This window comes from Pedobacter psychroterrae, from assembly GCF_004331695.1.
Classification (GTDB): Bacteria; Bacteroidota; Bacteroidia; order Sphingobacteriales; family Sphingobacteriaceae; genus Pedobacter; species Pedobacter psychroterrae.
The window spans coordinates 138,652-162,234 of sequence record NZ_SJSL01000003.1 but is presented as its reverse complement, the minus strand read 5'-3'; the positions used below and the strand labels follow the sequence as shown (position 1 = coordinate 162,234).

18 protein-coding genes are annotated in these 23,583 nt (G+C 42.8%); 14 read left to right on the top strand and 4 right to left on the bottom strand.

Annotation, left to right across the window (positions count from 1 at the left end; genetic code table 11):
- Positions 1 to 3: 3 nt before the first annotated feature.
- The 12 genes from EZ437_RS14465 (at position 4) to murA (ending at position 17,006) form a co-directional block, all read left to right on the top strand.
- Positions 4 to 1,986, top strand: coding sequence for a gliding motility-associated C-terminal domain-containing protein (locus tag EZ437_RS14465; protein WP_131596774.1), 1,983 nt, complete (start codon positions 4 to 6; stop codon positions 1,984 to 1,986).
- Positions 1,983 to 2,981 (top strand): PorP/SprF family type IX secretion system membrane protein, encoded by a 999-nt coding sequence (locus EZ437_RS14460; protein ID WP_131596773.1) that lies wholly within the window; start codon positions 1,983 to 1,985, stop codon positions 2,979 to 2,981. Before EZ437_RS14465 ends, EZ437_RS14460 begins: the two co-directional genes overlap by 4 nt.
- A 27-nt stretch (positions 2,982 to 3,008) precedes the next feature.
- Entirely contained in the window at positions 3,009 to 4,961 is a 1,953-nt protein-coding gene (locus tag EZ437_RS14455; protein ID WP_131596772.1) for an OmpA family protein, read from the top strand.
- Positions 4,962 to 4,995: 34 nt separating this feature from the next.
- The gene (locus EZ437_RS14450) at positions 4,996 to 5,553 is read left to right on the top strand and encodes a PH domain-containing protein (RefSeq protein WP_131596771.1); all 558 of its coding nucleotides are present in this window, start codon (positions 4,996 to 4,998) and stop codon (positions 5,551 to 5,553) included.
- The gene (locus tag EZ437_RS14445; protein ID WP_131596770.1) at positions 5,543 to 7,036 is read left to right on the top strand and encodes a PH domain-containing protein; all 1,494 of its coding nucleotides are present in this window, start codon (positions 5,543 to 5,545) and stop codon (positions 7,034 to 7,036) included. Before EZ437_RS14450 ends, EZ437_RS14445 begins: the two co-directional genes overlap by 11 nt.
- A 40-nt stretch (positions 7,037 to 7,076) precedes the next feature.
- Positions 7,077 to 7,946, top strand: a complete 870-nt coding sequence (locus EZ437_RS14440) for an ABC transporter permease (RefSeq protein WP_131596769.1) — start codon at positions 7,077 to 7,079, stop codon at positions 7,944 to 7,946.
- A complete protein-coding gene (locus EZ437_RS14435) occupies positions 7,943 to 9,151 on the top strand; it encodes an ABC transporter ATP-binding protein (protein ID WP_131596768.1) in 1,209 nt (402 codons plus the stop codon). The genes EZ437_RS14440 and EZ437_RS14435 overlap by 4 nt, the downstream gene beginning before the upstream one ends.
- Positions 9,138 to 11,183, top strand: coding sequence for a glycosyltransferase (locus EZ437_RS14430; RefSeq protein ID WP_131596767.1), 2,046 nt, complete (start codon positions 9,138 to 9,140; stop codon positions 11,181 to 11,183). Before EZ437_RS14435 ends, EZ437_RS14430 begins: the two co-directional genes overlap by 14 nt.
- A 6-nt stretch (positions 11,184 to 11,189) precedes the next feature.
- On the top strand, positions 11,190 to 12,200 hold the full coding sequence (locus EZ437_RS14425) for a glycosyltransferase family 2 protein (RefSeq protein WP_131596766.1): 1,011 nt from the start codon (positions 11,190 to 11,192) through the stop codon (positions 12,198 to 12,200).
- 379 nt (positions 12,201 to 12,579) lie between these two features.
- Positions 12,580 to 14,901: an ATP-dependent helicase gene (locus EZ437_RS14420; protein ID WP_131596765.1), complete on the top strand. Its 2,322-nt coding sequence runs from the start codon at positions 12,580 to 12,582 to the stop codon at positions 14,899 to 14,901.
- Between the two features lie 80 nt (positions 14,902 to 14,981).
- Positions 14,982 to 15,650, top strand: coding sequence for a DUF4290 domain-containing protein (locus tag EZ437_RS14415; protein WP_131596764.1), 669 nt, complete (start codon positions 14,982 to 14,984; stop codon positions 15,648 to 15,650).
- Positions 15,651 to 15,680: 30 nt separating this feature from the next.
- The gene (gene murA, locus EZ437_RS14410) at positions 15,681 to 17,006 is read left to right on the top strand and encodes a UDP-N-acetylglucosamine 1-carboxyvinyltransferase (protein WP_131596763.1); all 1,326 of its coding nucleotides are present in this window, start codon (positions 15,681 to 15,683) and stop codon (positions 17,004 to 17,006) included.
- Positions 17,007 to 17,008: 2 nt separating this feature from the next.
- Here the strand turns inward: murA and EZ437_RS14405 are convergent, their stop codons facing one another.
- A complete protein-coding gene (locus tag EZ437_RS14405; protein WP_131596762.1) occupies positions 17,009 to 18,370 on the bottom strand; it encodes a pyridoxal-phosphate dependent enzyme in 1,362 nt (453 codons plus the stop codon).
- A 151-nt stretch (positions 18,371 to 18,521) separates the two neighbouring features.
- Positions 18,522 to 19,610, bottom strand: a complete 1,089-nt coding sequence (gene dprA, locus EZ437_RS14400) for a DNA-processing protein DprA (protein ID WP_131596761.1) — start codon at positions 19,608 to 19,610, stop codon at positions 18,522 to 18,524.
- A gap of 144 nt (positions 19,611 to 19,754) precedes the next feature.
- On the opposite strand from dprA, the gene EZ437_RS14395 reads away from it, so the two are divergent.
- Positions 19,755 to 20,126: a BlaI/MecI/CopY family transcriptional regulator gene (locus EZ437_RS14395; protein ID WP_131596760.1), complete on the top strand. Its 372-nt coding sequence runs from the start codon at positions 19,755 to 19,757 to the stop codon at positions 20,124 to 20,126.
- Complete coding sequence (locus EZ437_RS14390) at positions 20,123 to 21,757, top strand: M56 family metallopeptidase (protein ID WP_131596759.1); 1,635 nt, start codon at positions 20,123 to 20,125, stop codon at positions 21,755 to 21,757. The genes EZ437_RS14395 and EZ437_RS14390 overlap by 4 nt, the downstream gene beginning before the upstream one ends.
- A 6-nt stretch (positions 21,758 to 21,763) precedes the next feature.
- Here the strand turns inward: EZ437_RS14390 and rsmG are convergent, their stop codons facing one another.
- Together rsmG and EZ437_RS14380 are read right to left on the bottom strand one after the other, a co-directional pair.
- Positions 21,764 to 22,396 carry a 16S rRNA (guanine(527)-N(7))-methyltransferase RsmG gene (gene rsmG / locus EZ437_RS14385; protein WP_131596758.1) on the bottom strand — a complete coding sequence of 211 codons (633 nt, stop codon included), beginning with the start codon at positions 22,394 to 22,396 and terminating at the stop codon, positions 21,764 to 21,766.
- Positions 22,387 to 23,508 (bottom strand): glycosyltransferase, encoded by a 1,122-nt coding sequence (locus EZ437_RS14380; protein ID WP_225869593.1) that lies wholly within the window; start codon positions 23,506 to 23,508, stop codon positions 22,387 to 22,389. The genes rsmG and EZ437_RS14380 overlap by 10 nt, the downstream gene beginning before the upstream one ends.
- Positions 23,509 to 23,583 lie beyond the last annotated feature (75 nt).

Sequence of the window (23,583 nt, the reverse complement as noted above, 5' to 3'; positions counted from 1 at the left end):
ACTATGAAATATAAACTTTTACCATGTCTGCTCCTTTTATTTACGCTTTGCACTTATGCTTCCTTACCGGCATCTGACGCCACTCCAAGACCGGTAACTATTTGTTCTGGGGCCAATATTATCATCAAAGGTGATGAACTTAGTATACTGCCCGACAGCTACTTGTGGGAGGTTTCTCAGAACGGGCTCTGGACACCGGCCCCAGGGGTTAATAACACCAAAGATTACCTTGCAGCGTCGATAATAAATCCAATGCAGGTCAATATGTTGATCAATGTCAGGCGTAAGAACCTTGTGGGAGTGCTCACAGAAATTGACTCTTATTATATCATGACAGTCCAACCCATACTGCCTGTCGTAAACAACAATATTGTGCTGCCGGTGATCAACTCTTTCTGCGGGCCTGGAAACCCGGCTGCCATCGTTGGGGCTACGCCATCCAGCGGAACTTCTGAGTTCTTCTATATTTGGCAAAGCTCCACAGATAACAAGACTTTCAAAAACATAGACGGTGCTACTGCCAAAGACTTTAGTCCGGACAAACTCACTGAAACCACTTATTTTCGCAGGGTCGCAATTCCTGATGGCTGCGCATTAACATCTACCAGTAATACGGTTAAACTCACTGTCGTACCTCCATTGGCCAACAATACCATCACTGCCCCTCTATTAACTGTGTTCTGTGTGAGCGGTGATCCGGGGCCAATCACCGGCGAAACTCCTTCGGGGGGAACAGGGACTTATATTTACAAGTGGCAAAAATCTCTGGATAATGTCAGTTTCATTGACATTCCTGGTGCTGCCGGACCTGTTTATGACCCGCCAACTCTGACCACCACCGCTTATTTCCGGCGTGTCATTGTATCTGAACCCTGCAACATCCCCTTGATCAGCAATGTGGTAAGATTTGAAGTAATGGCAGAGCTATTCGTCCCTGAGTTTGAAAAATCAATCATTACCGTGTGTTCAGGCAGCAAAGCGGTCCTTTCTATCAAAAACCCCGTATCGGGCATCAGTTACTTATGGTACGATTCTCCAGCAAAAACAAACCTGCTGTCTACAGGAACCAGCTACCTGACTGATGCACTCAGTGAAAACAAAACATTTTATGTACTGAGCAGTAATGGCATCTGTTCCAGTCCCCTATCGGGAACTATACAAGTCGTCGTATCCCCCTTACCTAGTTCAAATGTCCTGGCAAACGGAGGAAAAACAAGTATCTGCAGCGGCTCCACCGCTACTTTTAGTGTTACTTCTCCCAATGCCGACTTCAGGTACAACTGGTATACCGTTTCAGAAGGCGGTACTCCAGTCGCCTCCGGCAGCAACTGGACTTCTCCTAATGTAACCGTAAACACAACTTACTATCTGGAAGTAGTCAACAAAGAAGGCTGCGCATCGGCCACTCGTCAGCCTGCAGAAATAACCGTACTTCCGATATTACTGGCCCCTGTAGTAACAATAGAAAGTGTCACACAGCATAGCATCACTTTTAAATGGAACCCTGTAAGCGGTGTGACCGGCTATATGGTCAGCATAGATAACGGCCAGACCTATACTGCGCCCAGCTCTGGCAGCAATGGCCTTACCCATACCGTCAATAACCTCCGCGGAAGTGAAACCGTAACATTTTTGGTAAAGGCTACCGGCATACTGGTTTGCCAGGAAAGCGAAAATTCAAGCGCTACTACCGGAGAAACCATAAAGGAGTTTGACGACATCTTTGTCCCAAATGCCTTTACGCCAAATAATGATGGGCAGAATGACATCGTCTATGTACGCAGCCAAACACTAAAAACGCTGCGCTTCTACATCTACAGTCAGTGGGGAGAACAGCTGTACTACAGTACCAATATTGCCAATGGCTGGGATGGCACCTTCAAAGGCATCAGTCAGCCTACAGGTGTGTACATCTATACACTAAAAGCGACCATGAACGACGGGCGTGAAATCAACAAAAAAGGAACAATTACCCTAATCAAATGAAGGACTCTATAACCTCTCTTATTATATTGCTATTACTGGCCGGAGCCCTTGAAAGCAGGGCGCAGATAGACCCTCATTTTTCGCAGTACTACGCCTTTCCTTTATGGCTAAACCCGGCATTAACAGGGGTGATGGACGGACAGTCGCGGATGACCGCCAACTTCAGGGACCAATGGGCAGGTGTGGATGGCGGGTATAAAACAACTGCCATCTCTGGCGATACCCGATTATCGGACAAAATAGCTTTGGGCGCAAACATCCTTAGCCAAAAGGCAGGAACGGCGGGCTATAACCATTTGACTGCACAGGGTTCCTTTGCCTATCAGGTTGCTGTTTCCTCCAATGGATACCATAAACTCAACATGGGGTTGCAGGCTGGACTGATCAACCGCAGCTTTGATGTCAGCAAACTTCAGATGGACAACCAATACAACACATCGACCGGTTTTGACCCTGGCATGTCGACCGGTGAATCTTTTGAAAACACAGGAGGTACTGCATTTGATGCCAGTGCCGGAATATTTTATTACAATGGCACGCCTTCGGGAAGGGCCAATCCATTTGCCGGTTTAAGCGTTTCCCACTTAACCCAAAGCAGTGACCCATTTACGCCGGGAAGTCAGGACACCAAAATGCCGCTCCGATATAACCTGCATGGAGGTGTCCGCCTCGGCGTTTCAAATTTCCTTGACATTACACCGCACTTTATCTACATAAAGCAGCAAAAAAGCCAGATAAAAGCACTGGGTACCAATTTTGAGTTCAATCTTCAGGCCGACTATAGCCTGATCATCGGGGCAATGTACCGAATGAATGACGCAGCTGTAGGGAATATTGGCTTCTATGCCAAAAACCTGGTTATCGGAATCAGTTATGACCACACCACTACTTCCCTGCAAAAAACAGGCAACCCTGGAGGAAGCTACGAACTCTCCATCAGCTATATATTTAAAAACCGGTTATCAGCCCGGGATGAAAAATGTCCAAGACTTTAAGAAACCGATGAAACCAAATCTATAGGGATGAAAAACTATCTTCTTATGCTATGCTTGCTGATAGCCGGTACTGTTACCGCTCAGAACAAAGCCTTCAAAACGCGCGCGGATAAAGCTTTTGCTGAAAAAGACTATGCAACAGCTGCTTTCTATTATGATAAGGCCCAAAACGGTGAAACAATTACGAAGCAGGGAAAAGTGCCTTACTTTTCCAAAAAACAAAGATTTGCCCTTTCTGAAATAGCTGAAGTGAACTATCAGCTTGCCGAATCATACAGACTCTCCAATAATTACGCACAGGCAGAAGAACTATACAAAGAAGTTATTGAAGGTTTCGAAGCCAGCTACCCGATGGCCAGACTATGGTATGGCGTATGTTTGAGAAGCAACAATAAACTTGATCAGGCAGAGGGCCAGCTTAACTTGTTTATCGGCGCTAGCAAGGACAACAAGCAGTATACTACCATGGGCAACAATGAGCTAAAGGACTGCCTGTTTGCCAAACAACAAAGCAAGCTGAAAGCTACCGCAAGCATCGTGAAACTGGAAAGCAGCTTTAGTACAGATGAAAATGATTTTGCGGTAAGCATCAGCGACAACAAATACTGGTTTACAGGCACTTCTGCTTTGGTGAAAAATAAAAATCTCAACCATATATTTGTCACTGAGCGCGACAGCCTGTCAAAGAAAACAAATCTTAGTTTTCCTGATGATGCTAAACTCCCTGTGCATTCCGGAACTCCTTCATTGGATTCAAGCGGAAAAAAAATGTACCTCACCAAATGGTATAAAGAGGGCGACAAGGTAATAACCGGCATTTATCTGAGTAAGTACAGCGGGCAAAACTGGTCTAATCCCTATAAACTAAATAACTTTGTAAATGCCGGCGGCGCTAATGCGATGCAGCCCTTTGTAACGCCTGATGGGAAATATCTGTATTTTATTTCAAACAGAATGGGCGGTATCGGGGGGAATGACATCTGGATGAGTGAGCTGGATGCCAATGGCATGCCGCTGAACGCGGTCAATATGGGCAATAAAATCAATACGGGAGCTGATGAAAATACGCCATACTACCATCAGCCTACCAAAAGGCTTATTTTTAGTTCAAAAGGTTATGTCGGAATGGGAAATTTCGACCTTTATGAAAGTACTGCCAAAGGCGATAGCAGCTGGACAGTACCCCGCAATATGGGTGCTCCTTATAACTCGACAAAAGACGATCTTTACTATTACATAGACGACACCAAAGAGGGCACGGCCTATCTCAGCTCAGACAGGGAATCTGACTGCTGTTTAAATCTGTTTAAAGTAACCTTTGCAAAGCCTGAGCGGCAGTCGGCCATCTTTGCCGGCAGGGTTACAGACTGCGAAACTAACGTAGCATTATCGGATGTAAGGGTAGAATTAATTGACTCGCTGACGAAAAAAATTCAGATCTGCACAACCAATACCACAGGCGAATACCAGTTTAAGATCGGGCTGAAAAAAAACTACCTGCTCCGGCTGGAAAAAGAAGGGTATTTCTCCAAAGTAGTCCTGATTCCGCCATTTCAGTCATTAAAAAAAGACACGCTACGGAACGCAGATATTTGCCTGCAGAAGTTTATAGTCGACAAACCTATCGTGATTGAGAACGTATTGTATGATTTTAATAAGGCCATTCTGAAGCCCGAGTCGCTTGTGGTGCTGGATGGATTGGTATCCATTCTGACCGACAATCCAAAAATCAGGATTGAGCTGAGTGCGCATACTGACTCTATCGGCCCGGACTTGTACAATAACAAGCTGTCCCAGCAACGTGCACAGTCCTGCGTAGATTACATCATTTCCATGGGGATCTCCACCTACAGGATTGCCGCAAAAGGATATGGAGAAACCAGACCCGTACAACCTAACAGCCTCCCTAATGGTAAGGACAACCGCGAAGGCAGGAGACTCAACAGGCGAACAGAATTTAAAGTACTGAGTATAAATTAATGTTTATCTTAGTTGCCACGCCAAAACCCTTGAAATGCCTGATTTCACAAACAATACCATAGAATTAGATTTGCTGCCGAAGTTTGAAGATGTGCAGTTAAAGCCATTGAGCACCAAATACTGGAAAGTAGTATTGATCAATATCATTATTTTCCTCCTTTTCCTTGCGGCCGGGATATCCGCTGTGCTTTATTTTAAGGAAGAGGCGCGGCAATATTTATTTATTATCATAGCTATGTACCTCACATTTGCTATCCTGTTAGTGCTCATGTACAATATAGGAGTGAAAAGAAGAGGCTTTGCAGTCCGGGAGAAAGATATTATTTACGCCAGCGGGGTGCTGGCTTTATCAACCACCATTGTCCCCTTTACCCGGATTCAGCACATTGCCTTGCATGAAGGCCTGATCTCACGCATGTTTCAACTTGGCGAACTGCAGATTTTCACTGCAGGAGGCAGCTCCGGCAGTATGCACATCCGTGGAATTGAGATTGCGGAAGCAAAAAATATCAAAGCACTGCTGATGCAGCAAATCAATGAAACAGACACAGTGGAAATAATTGCCGTAAAGGAGGATCAGGATGAATCATGATTTTTCCAGACCACAAAAACAGTCGGCCCTGGGCATCATCATCTTATTTGGTGACACCCTTCAAAAAGCCGTACGTGCCCTGGTATTGCCCTCTATATTTATCCTGATCAAGTTAAGGGGTACTGATATAGTATATATCTTATTGGGCCTGTTTGTCGTTCTTTTAGTGCTGGCAATCTTCGCCTATCTTAGGTATCAGAACTTCAGCTTCTTCCTGGACGATGCTAAACAGGAGTTTGTGATCAACGAGGGAGTGCTGAACAAGACCAACCTGACCATTCAGCTCAATAAGATCCAGAATGTAAATATCAAACAATCATTTATCCAACAGCTAATTGGCATATACAGCCTGGAAATTGATACTGCCGGAAGCGAGAAAAAAGAAGCCAGTATCAAGGCCATTGACCATGCCGCTGCCACCCTGCTCAAACAAAAATTACTCAGCCGGGAGTATAATGCAAAGACAGAACAGGAAATATCACAAAATGATGCCCCGCCGTTTTTAAAGCTCAGCAATGCTACGCTGCTCAAAGTAGGCATAACCAGTAATTACGGGGCCAGTATTTTATTGCTCACAGGTTTCGTGTTTGCCATATTTCAAATGCTGAATGACTACAACAAAGCGTATGAAGATGATGCGGACAAGATCAACTTTGCCTTTGAAAAGGGAATGGGCCTGTTTTCCCTGTGTGTATTTGTAGCAGTTATTTTGATTGTCATTGTGATCACCAATATCGTAAGGACCTTTGTCAGGTATTTCAACTTTGAGATCATCAGACAAAAAAATGCACTGGCAATCAGTTCGGGGCTGTTCACCAAAAACAATACCCTGTTAAAACCCAATAAAGTGCAGCTGAGTGCTTATAGTCAAAATTACTTTCAAAAGAAGTTTGACATGATCAATATGAAGATCAAGCAGGCCTCACAGGACAGCCATCAGGAGAAGGAGCATAAGAAATCACACCTGGAAATACCAGGCTGCAATGCGGAGGAACGCGGGGAGATCTTAAAAATGATCTATGACCGCGTCCCTACTCAGGGAATGGAATATGTACCAAACTATAGGTTTCTATTCTTACAGGTAATGGTTTACATTGTGGGGCCCGTAGCTATTTTCCTCACGCTCAGCTTATTTGCAATCCCGCTATTAAAGGCCTATCTCGTGTTGATCATTCCTTACGTGATCGTTGTGTTTACCCTCCTTTATTTTGAATTCAGACACCACAGGCTATTTGTAGATCAGGACTTTATCATTAAAAAAAGAGGGGTCTGGGATGTAGAATATGAAATCATAGAACCCCATAAGATCCAGGCAATTACTGCCAAACAGTATTTCTGGCACAAGAAAGCAGGAATAGGACACCTGGTGCTGCATACCGCAGCCGGTAAGCTCTATTTTAGCTATGGAAACTATGCAGATATATTGGAGATGGTCAACTATTGGATGTACAAAGTAGAAAGCTCAGGCAAAGATTGGATATAGCTATTGCGAATATCAAAATCTTCTGTAAATTAGGTCAAATATGAAGCAATCAGCTAAATTAAATACCGTTAACAAATGGTGGCAATATGAAACCACAGCAAGTCAAAAATGGTTTCAATTTGGGCTGAAAGACCTATACTACAACAGAGGGCTTATTTTACGTTTTACCCGTAGGGACCTGCTTGCCAGTTATCAGCAAACCGTAATTGGCCCTTTTTGGATATTCCTTCAGCCACTCCTCACTGCACTGGTTTATTTGATAGTTTTTGGCCGTTTTGCCAAAATGCCTACAGATGGAATCCCTCCCATATTATTTTATCTTGCGGGAAGTACAATCTGGAGCTTTTTTTTTGACTCTTTAAATGGCACGATGTATACCTTTATCTCCAATACGCATATTTTTAATAAGGTTTACTTTCCGCGGCTAGTTGTCCCGATGAGCATCATTTTAACTCAGGCAGTAAGGCTGGGGATACAATTGGTATTGTTTGCACTGATCTATGTTTTTTATTATTTTATTTTTCATACAGCAAGCCCTTCAAAAATCCTGCTTTTATTGCCACTGCTGGTTTTACTGACAGCGGGATTTGCCTTTGGCCTGGGACTTTTGATTAGCATAATTACTGCCAAATACCGGGACCTGGACAATATCCTGCAGTTTTTTCTCAGGCTATTTATGTTTGCCACACCAGTGGTCTACCCCGCATCGATCATACCTGACAAATATCAGGCACTTTTCTGGCTGAACCCGCTTACCCCTATTATAGAAACCTTTAGGGCTGCCTTTGTTGAAAATGGAAAAATACCCTATTATCCATTGGCCATTGCCGGTATTGAAATCTTTTTTCTCATATCACTGGGGCTTTTATTATTTAAAAAACGTGAACTAGACGTAATGGATTCAATATGAGGGAACTGGTACTAAAAGCTGAAAATATTTCGAAATACTACCGGCTGGGACTTATTGGCTCATCCTCACTCAAGCAAGACCTTCAAAATTTGTTTGTTAAAAGCCGGGACGGACTGACAGTTGAAGATCCCCAGCACATATGGGCATTAAAAGACGTTGATTTTGAACTGCATGCCGGAGAAGTAATAGGAATTGTAGGCCGAAATGGTTCAGGAAAATCAACTTTACTTAAGATATTGTCCCGAATAGCCCGGCCAACCACGGGCTCAGTGAGATGGAAGGGCAAGATATCAAGTCTCCTTGAAATCGGCACCGGTTTTCATGCTGAACTCACAGGAAGAGAGAATATATTCCTGAACGGTCAGATTTTGGGTCTAAGCAATGCTGAGGTTAAAACCAGATTTGATGAAATTGTAGCGTTTTCAGGAATAGAAAGATTCCTGGATACTCCCGTAAAGCGGTATTCCAGTGGAATGTACGTACGGCTTGCATTTTCTGTAGCGGCGCATTTAAGGTCAGACATACTGATCATAGACGAAGTACTTGCTGTTGGCGATATAGAATTTCAATTGAAATGCATTGCAAAGATGAAGGAAATATCCCGGCTTGATGGCAAGGCTATATTGTTTGTCAGTCACGATATGCAAACCATCCGAAATCTTTGTACAACAGGCATTTACCTTGAAAAAGGTCGTATTAAATTAATAGGTGATCCTCCCAAAGCCATTGCAGGATATCTGAATCTTGATACCCAGTTATCAAAGCATACCTATTCAAGCCCCCATGAGGCACCGGGCAATTCATACATTAAAATAAAAAGGGCCGAATTAGAAAATTCTACAATCATACATTTTGAATTCTGGTACACTGCAGAGGGAAATGAGAACCTGAGCATAGGCATTATGCTGTACAATGATCTGGGCCAATGTGTATTTGATCTTGCATCAGCGCCCACCAGGATGGAAAATGGATTGATAAAAGGAGCCTGTACCTTGCCGGAAAACTTCCTTAATGAAGGCCAGTATGTACTTAGTATCGCCTTCATAGGGGACCAAAGCAAACTGCTGTTTGACTTTGCTGATTGCTTGAATTTTAATGTACAGGACAATGGTAAAAACCTGAGATGGTATGGTAAGCGGGTGGGTATTGTCCGGCCTGAGTTTCCAATACAGCTACTAAATATTGATCGTGATGGAGCCATTTAAACCATACCATATTGTCCATATTGATATAGCCAGGCTTCAGGAAACAGAACTGGAGCCAGGAAATCACTATGTGATTTTTTACTACAACAATATTCCACTCGGACATACCTATCTACCTGACAATCATTCCTTACAGGATTGTTACACCGATATCTTCGAGGCTATCTATCCGGCGCTGAGCCATTATGCTGCCCAGTCTCCTATCCCAATTGGACCAGACACAAAAGAAAACTTTATAAATGGCAATCAAGTCCAATTACTTGAACTGCTCAGGCTAAGCTGCTTTAACCCGGCAGCACTGGAACAGAACACCATTTCGGTAGTCGTATGTACCAGGAACCGCCCCGAAGCAATAGCCGTTTGCATTGAAAAAATACTGAATTGCCCGGACAAAGATTTTGAAATCATTGTAGTAGATAATGCTCCGGACAATAACCTGACAAGAGAAGCTGTACAACGTTTCCCCAATGTGAAATATGTTTTAGAACCCAGAAAAGGGCTGGATATTGCGCGAAATACCGGGGCCAGACATGCATCAGGAAGTATCATCGCCTATACGGATGATGATGTTTCTGTAACCGTGGACTGGATTGAACAACTTCGCACCTGCTTTAACGACCCTATGACCATGGCGGTGACCGGACTTGTCCTCCCTTCCAGCCTTGACTATGAATCGCAATATCTTTTTGAAAAGAACTGGGGGTTCAATAAAGGGTATGTTCCTAAGGTCTTTGACCACAATTACTTCAAAATACACTACAATTATGGCATGCCTGTATGGGAAATTGGGGCGGGGGCTAATATGGCCTTCAGATCTCAGGTTTTTCAATTTGCAGGAGGGTTTGATGAACGGCTGGACGTTGGTGCTTCAGGTTGCAGTGGCGATTCTGAAATGTGGCACCGGATCATCGCTGAAGGCTGGACTTGCCGCTATTTCCCCCACCTGGTAGTGCATCATCAGCATCGGAAAACCAAGGAAGAGCTTAGTAAACAATTATTTGCATATATGCGGGGGCACGTAAGCGCTATTTTGGTCCAATACGAAAAATATGGGCATCCGGGCGACCGCCGCAGAGTCTATCGTTCACTTCCACAATATTATCTGAGTAAAGTCTGGAGTACATTCCGTAAGGGAAAATTCAACGAATTGCAGGATATTTTCAATGAAATAGATGGTGCTTTTTCTGGATGGAAATTCTATTTAAACAATAAATTACCGGCGGGAACTAAAAGAAAATTCACGAGCCTTTATGAGCCGGCTAATTTCAAAGCTGGAAATTTGGTTTCTATCATTATACCTTGTTACAATCATGCCCATTACTTGTCTGAAGCTATAGAAAGTGTCTTGAACCAGGAATATCCGCATGTAGAAGTTATTGTAGTAGACGATGGTTCAACTGATGACACTGCCAGCATTTGTAAGAAATACCCCAGTGTGAAATACCTCCGGACAGAAAGAGTGGGCCTTTCAGCTGCACGTAATTTTGGGGTAAAAAACTGTGAAGGCCAGTATGTTATTTTTCTGGATGCGGATGATTTTTTGACTACAAATGCCATCAGCACGCATATAGAACATCTCCTATACAGTCCCATCTCTGTTTTTATCTCAGGTGCACATCAACGGATAAATGAACACCGGGCCCCGCTCCCGCCTGCTGAAGCGCTCACTAAATGGGGCCATTGTTATGATGCTTTGCTGCAGGGAAACTATATAGCCATGGAAGGGAGTGTCATGTACCGGCGGGAATTGTTTCATGCATTTGCTTTTGATACAACGATCACTGCATGCGAGGATTATGACCTCAATTTAAGAATTGCCCGTTATTTCTTTACCTTTACGCATCAGAAGATAGTTGCGGTATATCGAATTCATACCCAAAATATGTCGGCAAACACGCAAATGATGCTACAGCAAGTTTTGAAAGTGCTGGAAAAACAAATTCCTTTTTTGAGGACTCCTCATGAACAAGACTGCTATGAAAAGGGAGTTCAAAACTGGCAGCATTATTATTCACAAAAAACATCTGGTTAATCTATTATGTCTCTCCGCATACCTATTTCCCCACCCATCATAGCCGCTATATCTGCTAATAAAGACAGACCGCTATTTTCAGTGATGATCCCAGCTTATAACTGTATAAACTATATAGAAATGGCTTTAAAGAGTGTATTGATCCAGGATATGGGGCCGGATCTTATGCAAATTGAGGTAGTGGATGACTGCAGTACCGACGGTGATGTGGCAGCACTTGTTGAAACCATTGGTGGTGGAAGAGTTGGCTATTACAGACAGCCAACCAATGTGGGCAGCCTGCGCAATTTTGAAACCTGTCTGAATCGGTCCAGGGGCAGCCTTGTGCATCTGCTACATGGTGATGATTATGTGGACCCGGGTTTTTATACCGAAATAAAAATGCTGTTTGAGAAATTTCCGGAGATCGGTGCTGCTTTTGCGGAATACCGCTATGTAGATGAATCTGGAACAACCTTATGGAATAGAGAGCTAATCGCTTCAACACCAGGGATACTGGATAAATGGCTGTATCAGATTGCCCAGAGTTCGATGACACAAGTAGTGGCAATGGTAGTGAAAAGATCAGTTTATGAACATTTAGGAGGGTTTTATGGGGTGCATTATGGAGAAGATTGGGAAATGTGGACACGGATTGCGGCATCATACCCGGTAGCATATTCTCCAGAAATACTGGCCAACTATAGAGTACATACTAAGAACATTACGGGCGAATCACTCCTAAGCGGGCAGGCCATAAAAGATATTTACAAAGTAATAGACGTTATTCAAAATTATTTGCCTGATTCTGAGCGTAAACGTATAAAACGCAACAGTAAAAAAAACTATTCTGAATATTATGCACAGGTAGCGCATAAGTTATATCACGATTATCAAAATCCCTCCGCGGGTGTAAAGCTGGCTACTGATGCCCTTAAAATGTACCCAAGTAAAAAGACAGTCAGCTCTGCTTTCAAAATATACTTCAAATACCTGATCGGTTATAAGAACGATAATAGTGCGGCAGGTGGACAATAACATCAGATTGACAGCAGGTTAATAGCAACGAAATATCAGGCTTTGTGGCATCACGATCTCAACACGGTAGTAACGCGCTCTTAACGCGCTTTTTACCCGCTTGGCAAACGCATAATAAACGTGTTGCTTTCGACTAACTTACGGTTAAAAATCTGGATACTTAAAAGCCCTTCCTGATCCTGTTATCAGGCTGCTGCGAGCCGATTGGCTATTGTCAGACCCTTATCACTGACTAATACACAAATGTAATTATTTTTCAGCTAATCTCTGCCGGATAGTTTTTGAAACAACTATCAAAAGATGTAGCTTTGCAAAGAATTAACAAGCGGCACCGCTTCAAAAGAGATACAACCTTAAAACAGCAGAACAGGATAGGATTTTGGATTATTTAGCAGGTTTAAACCCCCAACAACGCGCAGCAGTAGAAAACACCCAAGGCCCCTCTATGATCGTGGCAGGTGCAGGATCGGGCAAGACCCGTGTGATCACTTATAGAGTAGCTCACCTGATAGAGAAAGGAGTAGACGCTTTTAACATCCTGGTACTGACATTTACCAACAAAGCTTCCAAAGATATGCGTGAACGGATCATGAAGGTGGTGGGGTCTGAAGCAAAGAACATCTGGATGGGCACCTTTCACTCTGTGTTTGCGAAGATATTAAGAGTGGAGGCGGAAAAGATCGGCTATCCGTCCAATTTTACGATCTATGATACGGACGATAGCAAAAGCCTGATCAGGTCTATATTAAAGGAGATGCAGCTGGATGATAAGCTGTACAACGCAAATTTTGTGTACAACAGGATTTCCTCTGCTAAAAACAACCTCGTTTCTTATTCAGAGTATCTGGAAAGTCCGGAAATTCAAGCTGAAGACACCAGCAATAAACGTCCGTTACTGGGAGCTATTTATGAAACCTACACCAAGAGATGTTTTAAGGCTGGCGCAATGGACTTTGACGACTTGTTGTTTAAGACCAATGTACTCTTAAAAACGCATCCGGAGGTGCTGAACAAATACCAGCAGAAGTTTAAATACCTGATGGTAGATGAGTACCAGGATACCAACTTTTCACAATATACCATCGTAAAAAAACTAGCAGCAGCGTATCAGAACATCTGTGTAGTGGGTGATGATGCGCAGAGTATTTATGCTTTCAGGGGGGCCAATATCCAAAATATTTTGAATTTTGAAAGGGATTACCCCGATCTTCAGGTGTATAAACTGGAACAAAACTACCGGTCTACCCAAAATATCGTAGAGGTAGCCAACAGCATTATCGCCAATAACAAGAACCAGCTGGAGAAGAACGTATTTTCCGATAATGAGCAGGGCGACAGGATAAAAGTGCAACGTGCTTTTACAGACAATGAAGAAGGAAAACTGGTGGCTGAGGCCATTATCCAGGAGCGTACTTCCAAGGGATACAATCACAAAGATTTTGCGATATTATACAGGACCAATGCCCAGTCCAGGGCTATGGAGGAAGCGCTAAGGAAGCTAAACATCCCCTATAAGATCTATGGTGGATTGTCTTTCTATCAGCGTAAAGAGATCAAGGATTTAATTGCTTACTTCAGGCTTACTTTTAACCCTTCTGATGAGGAAGCAATAAAAAGGGTGATCAATTATCCCCGTCGCGGACTGGGTGATACTACTGTAGAAAAGATCATAGTGGCAGCAGATAAGCATGATATTACGATGTGGCAGGTGATCTGCAACCCGCAGCAGTATATAGAAGGCAGGATTGCTAATCAGTTGAACGATTTTGCAATGCTGGTTAAAAGCTTTGCCGCTGAATCCAAAAAACTGGATGCCTATGAAACTGCCTTATATATAGCCCAGCATTCTGGCATTTTAAAGGAACTGCATACGGATGATAGTGTAGAAGGACGCAGCAGGTATGAAAACATACAGGAATTGCTAAACGGCATCAAGGAGTTTGCGGAACGTGAGGATATTGAAGACAGAAGTCTTGCGATATTTATGCAGGATATTGCCTTGCTGACCAATGATGACAGGCAGGACGACAAAGAAAAGGATACCGTTTCGCTGATGACCATCCACTCTGCCAAAGGACTGGAGTTTAAAAATGTATTTGTGGTTGGCCTGGAAGAAAACCTTTTTCCTTCGCAGATGAGCTTAAATTCGAGAACGGATCTGGAAGAAGAACGCCGCTTGTTTTACGTAGCCATTACCCGCGCGGAGAAAAAGCTTACCCTCACCTATTCCACTTCAAGATACCGCTGGGGTACACTTACCAATTGCGAACCCAGCCGCTTCATCAATGAGATCAATGCCAGATACCTGGAACTGGAAATACCGAAACCTGCAAAAAGTGTGTTTAACGATGACAGTTTTGAAGGCGAGAGACGGTCATGGACCCAGCAAAGGGATTCATTTAGCAAGCCAAAGCCAGGTATGTCGGCTGGCGGCAGCGCAGGCAGTACTTCCAGTACTCCGGTTCAGCGCCCAAAGACGACTTCTTTGCTTCCAAAGGCACACGTACCTACTCCTGGATTTGCTCCCGATGCGGCAAGTGCCTTTCAAAATGGAATGGATGTAGAGCATGAGAAGTTTGGATTTGGTAAAATTGTAAGCCTTGAAGGCAGTCTTCCAGACGTAAAAGCTACTGTTTTTTTCCAGGGATTGGGAAATAAGCAGTTGTTATTAAAATTTGCTAAATTGCGGATTATTAAATAAGCTATATATTTGCTAACTATGTATAAACTTATATAGCCGCTTTAAGGCTTCTAAATTACTACCCCATAGAAAACATTTAAATGAATTTTGATTATAATACCACCAGAAACGAGTTAATATTGGCTGAATATGGCCGTAATGTACAAAACATGGTTAAGTACATTATAGAATTACCAGACCGTGAGGAGCGCAACCGGTATGCACAGGCGGTAATAGATCTGATGGGATTTTTGAATCCGCATCTGCGTGATGTTGCTGATTTTAAACATAAACTATGGGATCACCTGCATATTATTTCAGGTTATAAGATAGACGTAGATTGTCCTTACCCTGCTCCTACTCCTGAAGCTGCGCTTATAAAACCACAACACATTGGATATCCGCAACAAAAAATCAGGTACAAACACTATGGCAAGACTGTAGAAGTGATGATCGAAAAAGCTAAGGCGGTAGATGAACCTGAAATAAGAGCTGTGATGGTGCAGAGCATTGCCAATTTCATGAAGATGGCTTATGTGCAATGGAACAAAGACAGTGTAGCAGATGAAACAATTATCAAGAACCTTCACGAGCTGTCTAATGGCGAACTGCAGTTGGACGAGAACGTCAACCTGAATAAAGTTGAGTTTAAAGCCCCGGTAGTAGTTAGGCCTGCAAATAATAATCGCGGAAGGAATAATAACAAAGGCAGACAGAACAACAACAACCGTCCGCAACAGCGCAATAATAATCCTAAACAGCGCCACTAATATTTACCATCATTAGATCCTTATTATACTATGAATGCATTTGAAATAATTGGTGGAAAGAAACTGAAAGGCGAAATTCAACCCCAGGGGGCTAAGAACGAGGCACTTCAGATCATCGCCGCTGTTTTATTGACCGATCAGAAAATTACCATCAGCAATATCCCGGACATCAAAGACGTAAACAAGCTTATTGAGCTGCTGGGAGATATGGGTGTCAGCATCGAACGCCTTTCTAAAGACACCTATACGTTTGAAGCAAAAAATATCAACCTTGACTTTTTCCTGTCTGAATCTTTTAAGGCAAAAGGAGGAGGTTTAAGGGGTTCTATCATGATAGTAGGGCCACTTTTGGGCCGTTTTGGTACGGCTGCCATTCCTAAACCAGGTGGTGATAAAATTGGCAGAAGGAGACTGGACACACACTTTTTAGGTTTTGAAAAGCTCGGTGCTAAATTCGTTTATGATACCAAGAAAGAATTTTTCAATGTAGATGCTACCAATCTTAAAGGGGCTTATATCCTATTGGATGAGGCTTCTGTAACCGGCACGGCAAATATCGTAATGGCGGCAGTACTGGCTAAAGGCACTACTACCATATACAATGCCGCCTGCGAACCTTACCTGCAGCAGCTTTGCAAAATGCTTAACCGCATGGGCGCAAAGATCACGGGTGTGGGTTCTAATCTGCTTACCATAGAAGGTGTGACCAAACTTGGTGGCACAGAACACCGGATGCTGCCAGACATGATAGAGATCGGTTCTTTTATCGGACTGGCTGCTATGACAGAATCAGAGATTACCATCAAAAATGTATGCTATGCTGAACTTGGTGTGATCCCGGATGTATTTAAGAAGCTGGGGATCAAGTTTGAGCTGCGTGGGGATGATATTTATATCCCTTCACAAAAAAATTATGTAATCGAATCATTTATAGATGGTTCTATGCTTACCGTAGCGGATGCGCCATGGCCGGGCTTTACCCCCGATTTACTAAGCATCGTACTGGTAGTAGCTACCCAAGCAAAAGGCAATGTGCTCATCCATCAGAAAATGTTTGAAAGCAGGCTGTTCTTTGTAGACAAGCTGATCGACATGGGTGCGCAGATCATTCTTTGCGATCCGCACAGGGCTACCGTAAACGGCATCAATAAACAGTACAAGCTTAGAGGGATCAGCATGACCTCTCCGGATATCCGTGCTGGTGTTTCTTTGTTAATTGCGGCTTTATCTGCTGAAGGTAAATCGACCATATTCAATATTGAACAGATTGAACGTGGATACCAGGACATTGACATTCGTCTGCGCGCATTGGGTGCACAGATTAAACGCGTTGAAGTATCGGGGCCGGGACATTAGTCCTACCCCGATATGGCATTAATGATATCGTACTGCGTTATTATTTCAATCTTTCCGCTCTCACTCTCTACCAATACAGCACTGTTTTCTTTGTTGATCAGCGCAGAGATCTTATCTATTGAAGTGTTAAGGTCAACAAAAGGAAAAGTAGCCGACATGATCTCTTCTACCTTTGCTGATTTTAAGGAAGGATTTTCCATCAAAGCCTTCAATATATCACTTTCGGCCAGTTTACCTACTACCATTTCCTTTTGTGTAACGGGAATCTGAGAAATATTGAGCATATGCATGGTATTTATTGCTTCGAGAATGGTCTTTTCACAATCGATGGTCACTATTTCAGTATTGTCTTTTTTAGCGATGATGGTTCTGGCAGTTAATCTTTCATCTGTCAGAAAACCCCGCTCACGCAGCCAGTCTTCGTTATACATTTTGCCCATATACCTGCTGCCATGGTCATGAAAAATGACTACTACTACATCTTCAGGTTTTAACTTATCTTTCAATTGCAGCAAACCGGCAATGGCAGAACCGGCCGAATTACCTACAAAAATCCCTTCTTTGCGGGCGATATCCCTGGTCATCAAGGCTGCATCTTTATCCGTTACTTTTTCAAAGAGGTCTATGATATCAAAATCTACGTTTTTAGGGAGAAAATCCTCTCCTATCCCTTCTGTGATATAAGGATAGATCTCATTTTTATCCAGTATGCCTGTTTCTTTATATTTTTTAAAGACCGACCCGTAGGTATCAATTCCCCATACTTTAATATTGGGATTTTGCTCCTTAAGGTATTTGGCAGTTCCTGAAATGGTACCACCGGTGCCCACACCCACTACAAGGTGCGTAATTTTGCCTTCTGTCTGTGCCCAGATCTCAGGGCCTGTCTGTTCATAATGTGCCTGAGAATTAGACAGGTTATCATATTGGTTGGGTTTCCAGGAGTTAGGAACTTCTCTTTCCAGTCTGGACGATACAGAATAATAAGAACGTGGATCTTCGGGCTCTACATTGGTAGGGCACACGATCACTTCAGCACCAAATGCACGCAGTGCGTCTACCTTTTCCTTAGATTGTTTATCCGTAGTGGTAAAAATACATTTATAGCCTTTTACAATAGCAGCCATCGCCAGGCCCATACCGGTATTGCCCGAGGTGCCTTCGATTATTGTACCGCCAGGTTTTAGCTTACCTTCCCGCTCGGCATCTTCAATCATCTTAACAGCCATACGGTCTTTAATCGAATTACCAGGATTGGTTGTCTCGATTTTTGCAAGTACTAAAGCCGGGATTTCTTTAGTAATATTATTCAATTTTACCAGGGGCGTATTGCCGATAGTCTCTAAAATATTATTGTACCACATATTACAAAAATACAGAATGAAGATCAGAATTCTATTTACAATCGATTAATTAGAATTTAATATTGATATTCAAAATATATCAGAACAATATTTTAATCTAGTACTTTAATAGAGTAAAAACAAGCTAATATATCGGCAATCATAAAATATGCTAATTCAGCTGGTAGACTTTACCCGGAAGGGAAACAAGGATCCCCTGCATTTCCAGGTTCAGCAGATGCATGGCCAGTTGACTTTGCGGTATTTCAGAACGGATGGCAAGTTCATCTACACGTGCAGGGGCACCTTGCAAAATCTCAACAATCTTTTGCTCTTCAGCTGAAAGGCCCATAGGCATCTGCAACTGCTCCTGCTGCACCTTCTTTTTATCATCCCATCCCAGGTAGTAAAGGAGGTCATTTGCATTGCCGATCAAACCTGCACGATTGGTCTTTATCAGAAAATTGCAACCCTGGGAGCTCACATCGTTTACTCTTCCGGGAAATGCATAGACATCCCGGTTGTACGAATTGGCGATATCAGCGGTGATCAGCGCACCGCCTTTGGCTGTCGCCTCTACCACGATGGTCGCATCAGAAAGCCCTGCGATAATGCGGTTTCGCTTAGGGAAATTTTCCTTTTCCGGAGTGGTGTTTAAAGGAAATTCAGTAAGCAGGCCACCATTTAGCAGCATTTTTTGTGCCACGGGATGATGTATGGGGGGATAAATCCTGTCCAGGCCATGTGCCAATATACCAACGGTTGGGATATTTTGGTATACGCTTTCTTTATGTGCTGCGATGTCAATCCCGTAGGCCAGTCCGCTGACAATCAAAACATCATAGGCCGCTAGTGTTTCGCACAGCTGCTTACATAACTGTCTGCCATATTCTGTGGCTTTTCGGGTGCCTACTATACTAATGATCCTGCTATGGTTAAGATCAGCATTACCGCGGTAATACAACAAAACGGGCGCATCAAAACAGTTCCTCAGTCTGTGAGGATAAGCTTCATCCGTATAGAACAGTGCTTGAACCGCATGGTGCTCAATAAATTTCAGCTGCTTCTCAGCGTCTTGTAATGCATTGTTATCTAAGATATGTCTGGCAGTTTGTGGACCAATACCCGGTACGGCTACTAATTCATTTTTCTTTGCTTTAAATATAGCTTCCGATGAACCAAAGTGACCAAGCAGGTTTTTTGCTGTTACGTGTCCTACTTCTGGTATAAACGTCAGGGCAATGTTGTGGATTAAACTCATTAGCAAAATTATACAATAACAAAGAAGAGCACCAACAGATAATTTTAAAACACTAATATACAGATACTTAAAATTAAACTACAAAAATAGTTTGCAAACTATAAAAATAGTAGTAGCTTTAAATAACATTAAATATTTGATTCAATGATGAGAGAACTTACAAAAGCAGAAGAACAGGTAATGCTGATCTTATGGGAAATAAAGGAAGGATTGGTAAAAGAGGTAATTGAAAAAATGACACCCCCCAAGCCTGCCTATAATACCGTATCTACCGTAATCAGGGTATTGGAAAACAAAGGATTTATAGACCATAAGGCAATTGGGAACACGCATATCTATTTCCCTTCGATTTCTGAAGAGCAGTACAAGCATTTTGCATTTGATAAGGTGATGAACAATTACTTTGAAAATAATTACCAAAGCCTGGTTTCATTTTTAGTAAAGGAAAAGAACATGGATATGGATGAACTGGATGAATTGATCAAAATGGCTGAAACACTTAAAAACAAGAAATGATGAGCTGGTTGTATTATTTACTGGAAGCCAACCTGTATCTGGCTGTATTCTATGGGTTTTACCGGCTATTTCTGCATCGTGAAACCTTTTATCAGCTAAACAGGTATTACCTGCTTGGCACCTCGATGCTGGCATTTTTGCTGCCAATGTTTCAAATCAGTTACCTGGACAGCTTGCTTCACCCTGTCGAAAACCAGGCAACGGTTACGATCCAATATGCGGGAGAACTGCTGCCGGTTATTAACACTGCTCCCGTTTTGACTGCCGGAGGTGTGCTCTTTACGTGCTATCTGCTGGTGGCCACATTTTTCCTTTTCCGTCTCGGCACTAGCCTTTATGGAATATTCCGAATGGCGGCCAGGGCAGATAAAACCTATAAGGACGGTATTATCCGGGTGCACTTCAGCCAGTCAGACACCGCATTTTCCTTTTTTAACCTGCTGTTCATCAATCCCGGAACAGAAAAACAAAACATCATTTTACAACACGAAATGATCCATATCCGTCAAAAACACAGTTTTGATGTCCTGTTTTTTGAAATGCTGCTGATCTGCAACTGGTTCAATCCGCTCTGCTGGCTAATGAAACAGGACATCAAACTCGTGCACGAATATATTGCCGATGAAGCCACCACCAATCAGGGCTTAGTCAAACATGATTACGCACTGTTCCTCATCCACAACTCTTTTGGATCATTTCCAAATACGCTCACCAGTCAAATGTTCAACCAATCCATATTAAAAAACAGAATCAGCATGTTAAACAAAAAAAGATCTGCAGGACGGGCCAGGCTCCGGCTCCTGTATGTACTTCCGCTTACCGGTGGGATGCTTTGTGCTTCAACTTTAGGTTTTACCAAAGACTACGCATTGGTGGATCTCTATGCCAGAAAAACAACAGCCGTATCCTCTGTGGCGCTTCAGGAGCCAAAACAGCAGGCAAAACAGGCTGCAACAGGTGAAAAGAAAAAAACCTATCCTATCGAAAGTGTGTACGATGCTGAAACAGGAAACAACCGTCCCATTAAATTGATAGTGATCAACGGTAAGATCTCAAAGGCACAAAACTTCAGTTCTGTTTCTGGTTTCGATCAGGTGAAAGAACTGAACAACAGTGAAGCCGTAGCAAAATATGGAAAGCGCGTAAACAAAGGAGCCCTGGAATTTACCGGTAAAAACACCGGGATCTCCATAAAATTCCCTCCACCTCGCCCAGTTAAAACTACTCCTCCACTTGCCAGAAAAAACAATAACAAAGTCGTCAAATTTCCGCCGCCGTTAATAAAACCAGATGTTACTGCCGATCCAAAGCTTAAAGAAGAGAAACAGGTCAAATTTCCTCCACCGATTGTTAAGCCCTTGAAAAAATATGACGAGAATACAGAAAAGCCAGCACAAACGGCAAAACTAGATGTTGGTCTAAATCCCCTGTATATCATAGACGGAAAAATAACCGTGGTGAACTCGGGTGAAGGAAAGATCGTAAAATTCACAGCAAAATCTGTTAAAGTACAACCTAAAAATAACGATGCAGCCATTAAAAAGTATGGAGAAGCAGCAAGAGATGGCGTAATCGAATTGGAAGATGGCGAGGTCTTCTATGCAGAACCAGAAGCTGTGAAAAAAGAATAATTGATCCTACTGAGGGATATAGACTACGTACTTCGTCTCGAAAAACTCTTCTGTAAAGTAGTCTGAAAGCGGATATAGTTCCGCTTTTAGGCGTGATTCGGTTATCTCTTCTTTTAAGTCGCCCCCCTTTAAATACAATATGCCATTTGGGATCGCATTTTTTGATTCCTTGCTAAACTTCCCTTTTACCCATGGGTAGAAATCAATCAGGCGAGTAACCGCTCTGGATACCACAAAATCATACTTATCCGTTACCTGCTCGGCTCTTAAATGGCTTGCTTTGACATTATTTAAACCCAGTGCAGCGGCAACTTCAGTTACCACTTTGATCTTTTTACCAATAGAATCAACCAGGTGAAAATGCACATCAGGAAATAAAATCGCCAATGGAATGCCGGGAAAACCGCCTCCTGTACCCACATCAAGCACTTTTGTACCTGGAGTGAAGTTGATGAATTTAGCAATTCCAAGGGAATGCAGGATATGGCGCTCATACAGTTCGTCGATGTCCTTTCTTGATATGACATTGATCTGCGCATTCCAAAAGCTGTAAAGCGCATACAATTGATCAAACCGGGCCACCTGCTGTTCAGACAACCCTTTAAAATATTGCTGTATTAATTCCGACTTTATTTCCACTGTACTTTTTTAACAAATATAGACACTATGCCGTTAAACACCAGAAAAATGAACAAGAGTATATCCAGCAGGGGAAACCAAAACCTCAGTTTCCTGTAGCTCAATCTTCTTAAAAGACGTGGATAGATAAAGCACCTGATGAGTATGCTCAACGCAAAAATGCCCAATGCAGGATATAGCGTCTCTTTAAAGAACATACAGCCGATCAGCAAAGCATAAAATAAGAACTGAAAAATGATCTGCAGGGACAGAACAAACTTGTGTTTAAACTTATACAGTTTTCCTGCGCCAAAATGCCGCTTTTTCTGTCTGAGATAGGCACCAAAACTCGTTTTAGGCTCTGTCCAGACATGCGTATCCTTGTGCACCTGGATCAGGGTATTGTGTTTGTTCGCATGTGCATTTACAAAAAGATCATCATCTCCGGATGGGATATGCATATGGGCTGCAAAACCCCTGTTCTTGAAGAAAAGTGACTTTTTGTAAGCCATATTTCTACCTACACCCATGTAGGATTGCTTCCTTAGCGCAAATGACAGGTAATTCACGGCGGTGAAAAAGGTTTCAAAACAGATAAGCGAAGTGAGCAGGCCCCTGTTTTTAATGTAAGGAGAATAGCCCAGGATAAAATCTATCTGTTCATCTTCCGGCTGCTGCATGCCCAGTAACCAGTTTTGGGAAGCCGGCAGGCAATCTGCATCTGTAAATACCAGCCATTCATTGGAGGCAGCTTTTATACCCATGGTAAGGGCAAATTTTTTCCCGACTATAAACTTCTCTCCATCTGTTACAGTAACGATTTTTAAATGGGCATACTGTTTGGCAAACTCCTTTAAGACATCGCCCGTACCGTCCCATGACCTGTCGTCTACCACAACCACTTCAAATTCAGCATAATTCTGTTCCAACAATGCCGGCAGATTCAATTTTAGGTTTTCCGCTTCATTTCGCGCGCAAACAACCACAGTCAAGGGCCTTCCGCTAATTTCAGGAACTGGGGCAATCTTTAGAAACGCCAGTTTCCGGTGATAAAAAAGACTAAAATACAGTTGGACGAGCAAACAGAAAACGAGCGAGCCCAACAGGCAGTAAGATGTAAGGGTTAATTCCACGATATAATTTAGTAGGCCCCAAATTTCTGATTTTAAATCTGTAATGCACATTTATGTTGATAAAAATTTAAGCCC

Coding starts and splice junctions, on each gene's coding strand:
- EZ437_RS14465 (WP_131596774.1), top strand. CDS start 4: ATGAAATATAAACTTTTACCATGTCTGCTCCTTTTATTTACGCTTTGC.
- EZ437_RS14460 (WP_131596773.1), top strand. CDS start 1,983: ATGAAGGACTCTATAACCTCTCTTATTATATTGCTATTACTGGCCGGA.
- EZ437_RS14455 (WP_131596772.1), top strand. CDS start 3,009: ATGAAAAACTATCTTCTTATGCTATGCTTGCTGATAGCCGGTACTGTT.
- EZ437_RS14450 (WP_131596771.1), top strand. CDS start 4,996: ATGCCTGATTTCACAAACAATACCATAGAATTAGATTTGCTGCCGAAG.
- EZ437_RS14445 (WP_131596770.1), top strand. CDS start 5,543: ATGAATCATGATTTTTCCAGACCACAAAAACAGTCGGCCCTGGGCATC.
- EZ437_RS14440 (WP_131596769.1), top strand. CDS start 7,077: ATGAAGCAATCAGCTAAATTAAATACCGTTAACAAATGGTGGCAATAT.
- EZ437_RS14435 (WP_131596768.1), top strand. CDS start 7,943: ATGAGGGAACTGGTACTAAAAGCTGAAAATATTTCGAAATACTACCGG.
- EZ437_RS14430 (WP_131596767.1), top strand. CDS start 9,138: ATGGAGCCATTTAAACCATACCATATTGTCCATATTGATATAGCCAGG.
- EZ437_RS14425 (WP_131596766.1), top strand. CDS start 11,190: ATGTCTCTCCGCATACCTATTTCCCCACCCATCATAGCCGCTATATCT.
- EZ437_RS14415 (WP_131596764.1), top strand. CDS start 14,982: ATGAATTTTGATTATAATACCACCAGAAACGAGTTAATATTGGCTGAA.
- murA (WP_131596763.1), top strand. CDS start 15,681: ATGAATGCATTTGAAATAATTGGTGGAAAGAAACTGAAAGGCGAAATT.
- EZ437_RS14405 (WP_131596762.1), bottom strand. CDS start 18,370: ATGTGGTACAATAATATTTTAGAGACTATCGGCAATACGCCCCTGGTA.
- dprA (WP_131596761.1), bottom strand. CDS start 19,610: ATGAGTTTAATCCACAACATTGCCCTGACGTTTATACCAGAAGTAGGA.
- EZ437_RS14395 (WP_131596760.1), top strand. CDS start 19,755: ATGATGAGAGAACTTACAAAAGCAGAAGAACAGGTAATGCTGATCTTA.
- EZ437_RS14390 (WP_131596759.1), top strand. CDS start 20,123: ATGATGAGCTGGTTGTATTATTTACTGGAAGCCAACCTGTATCTGGCT.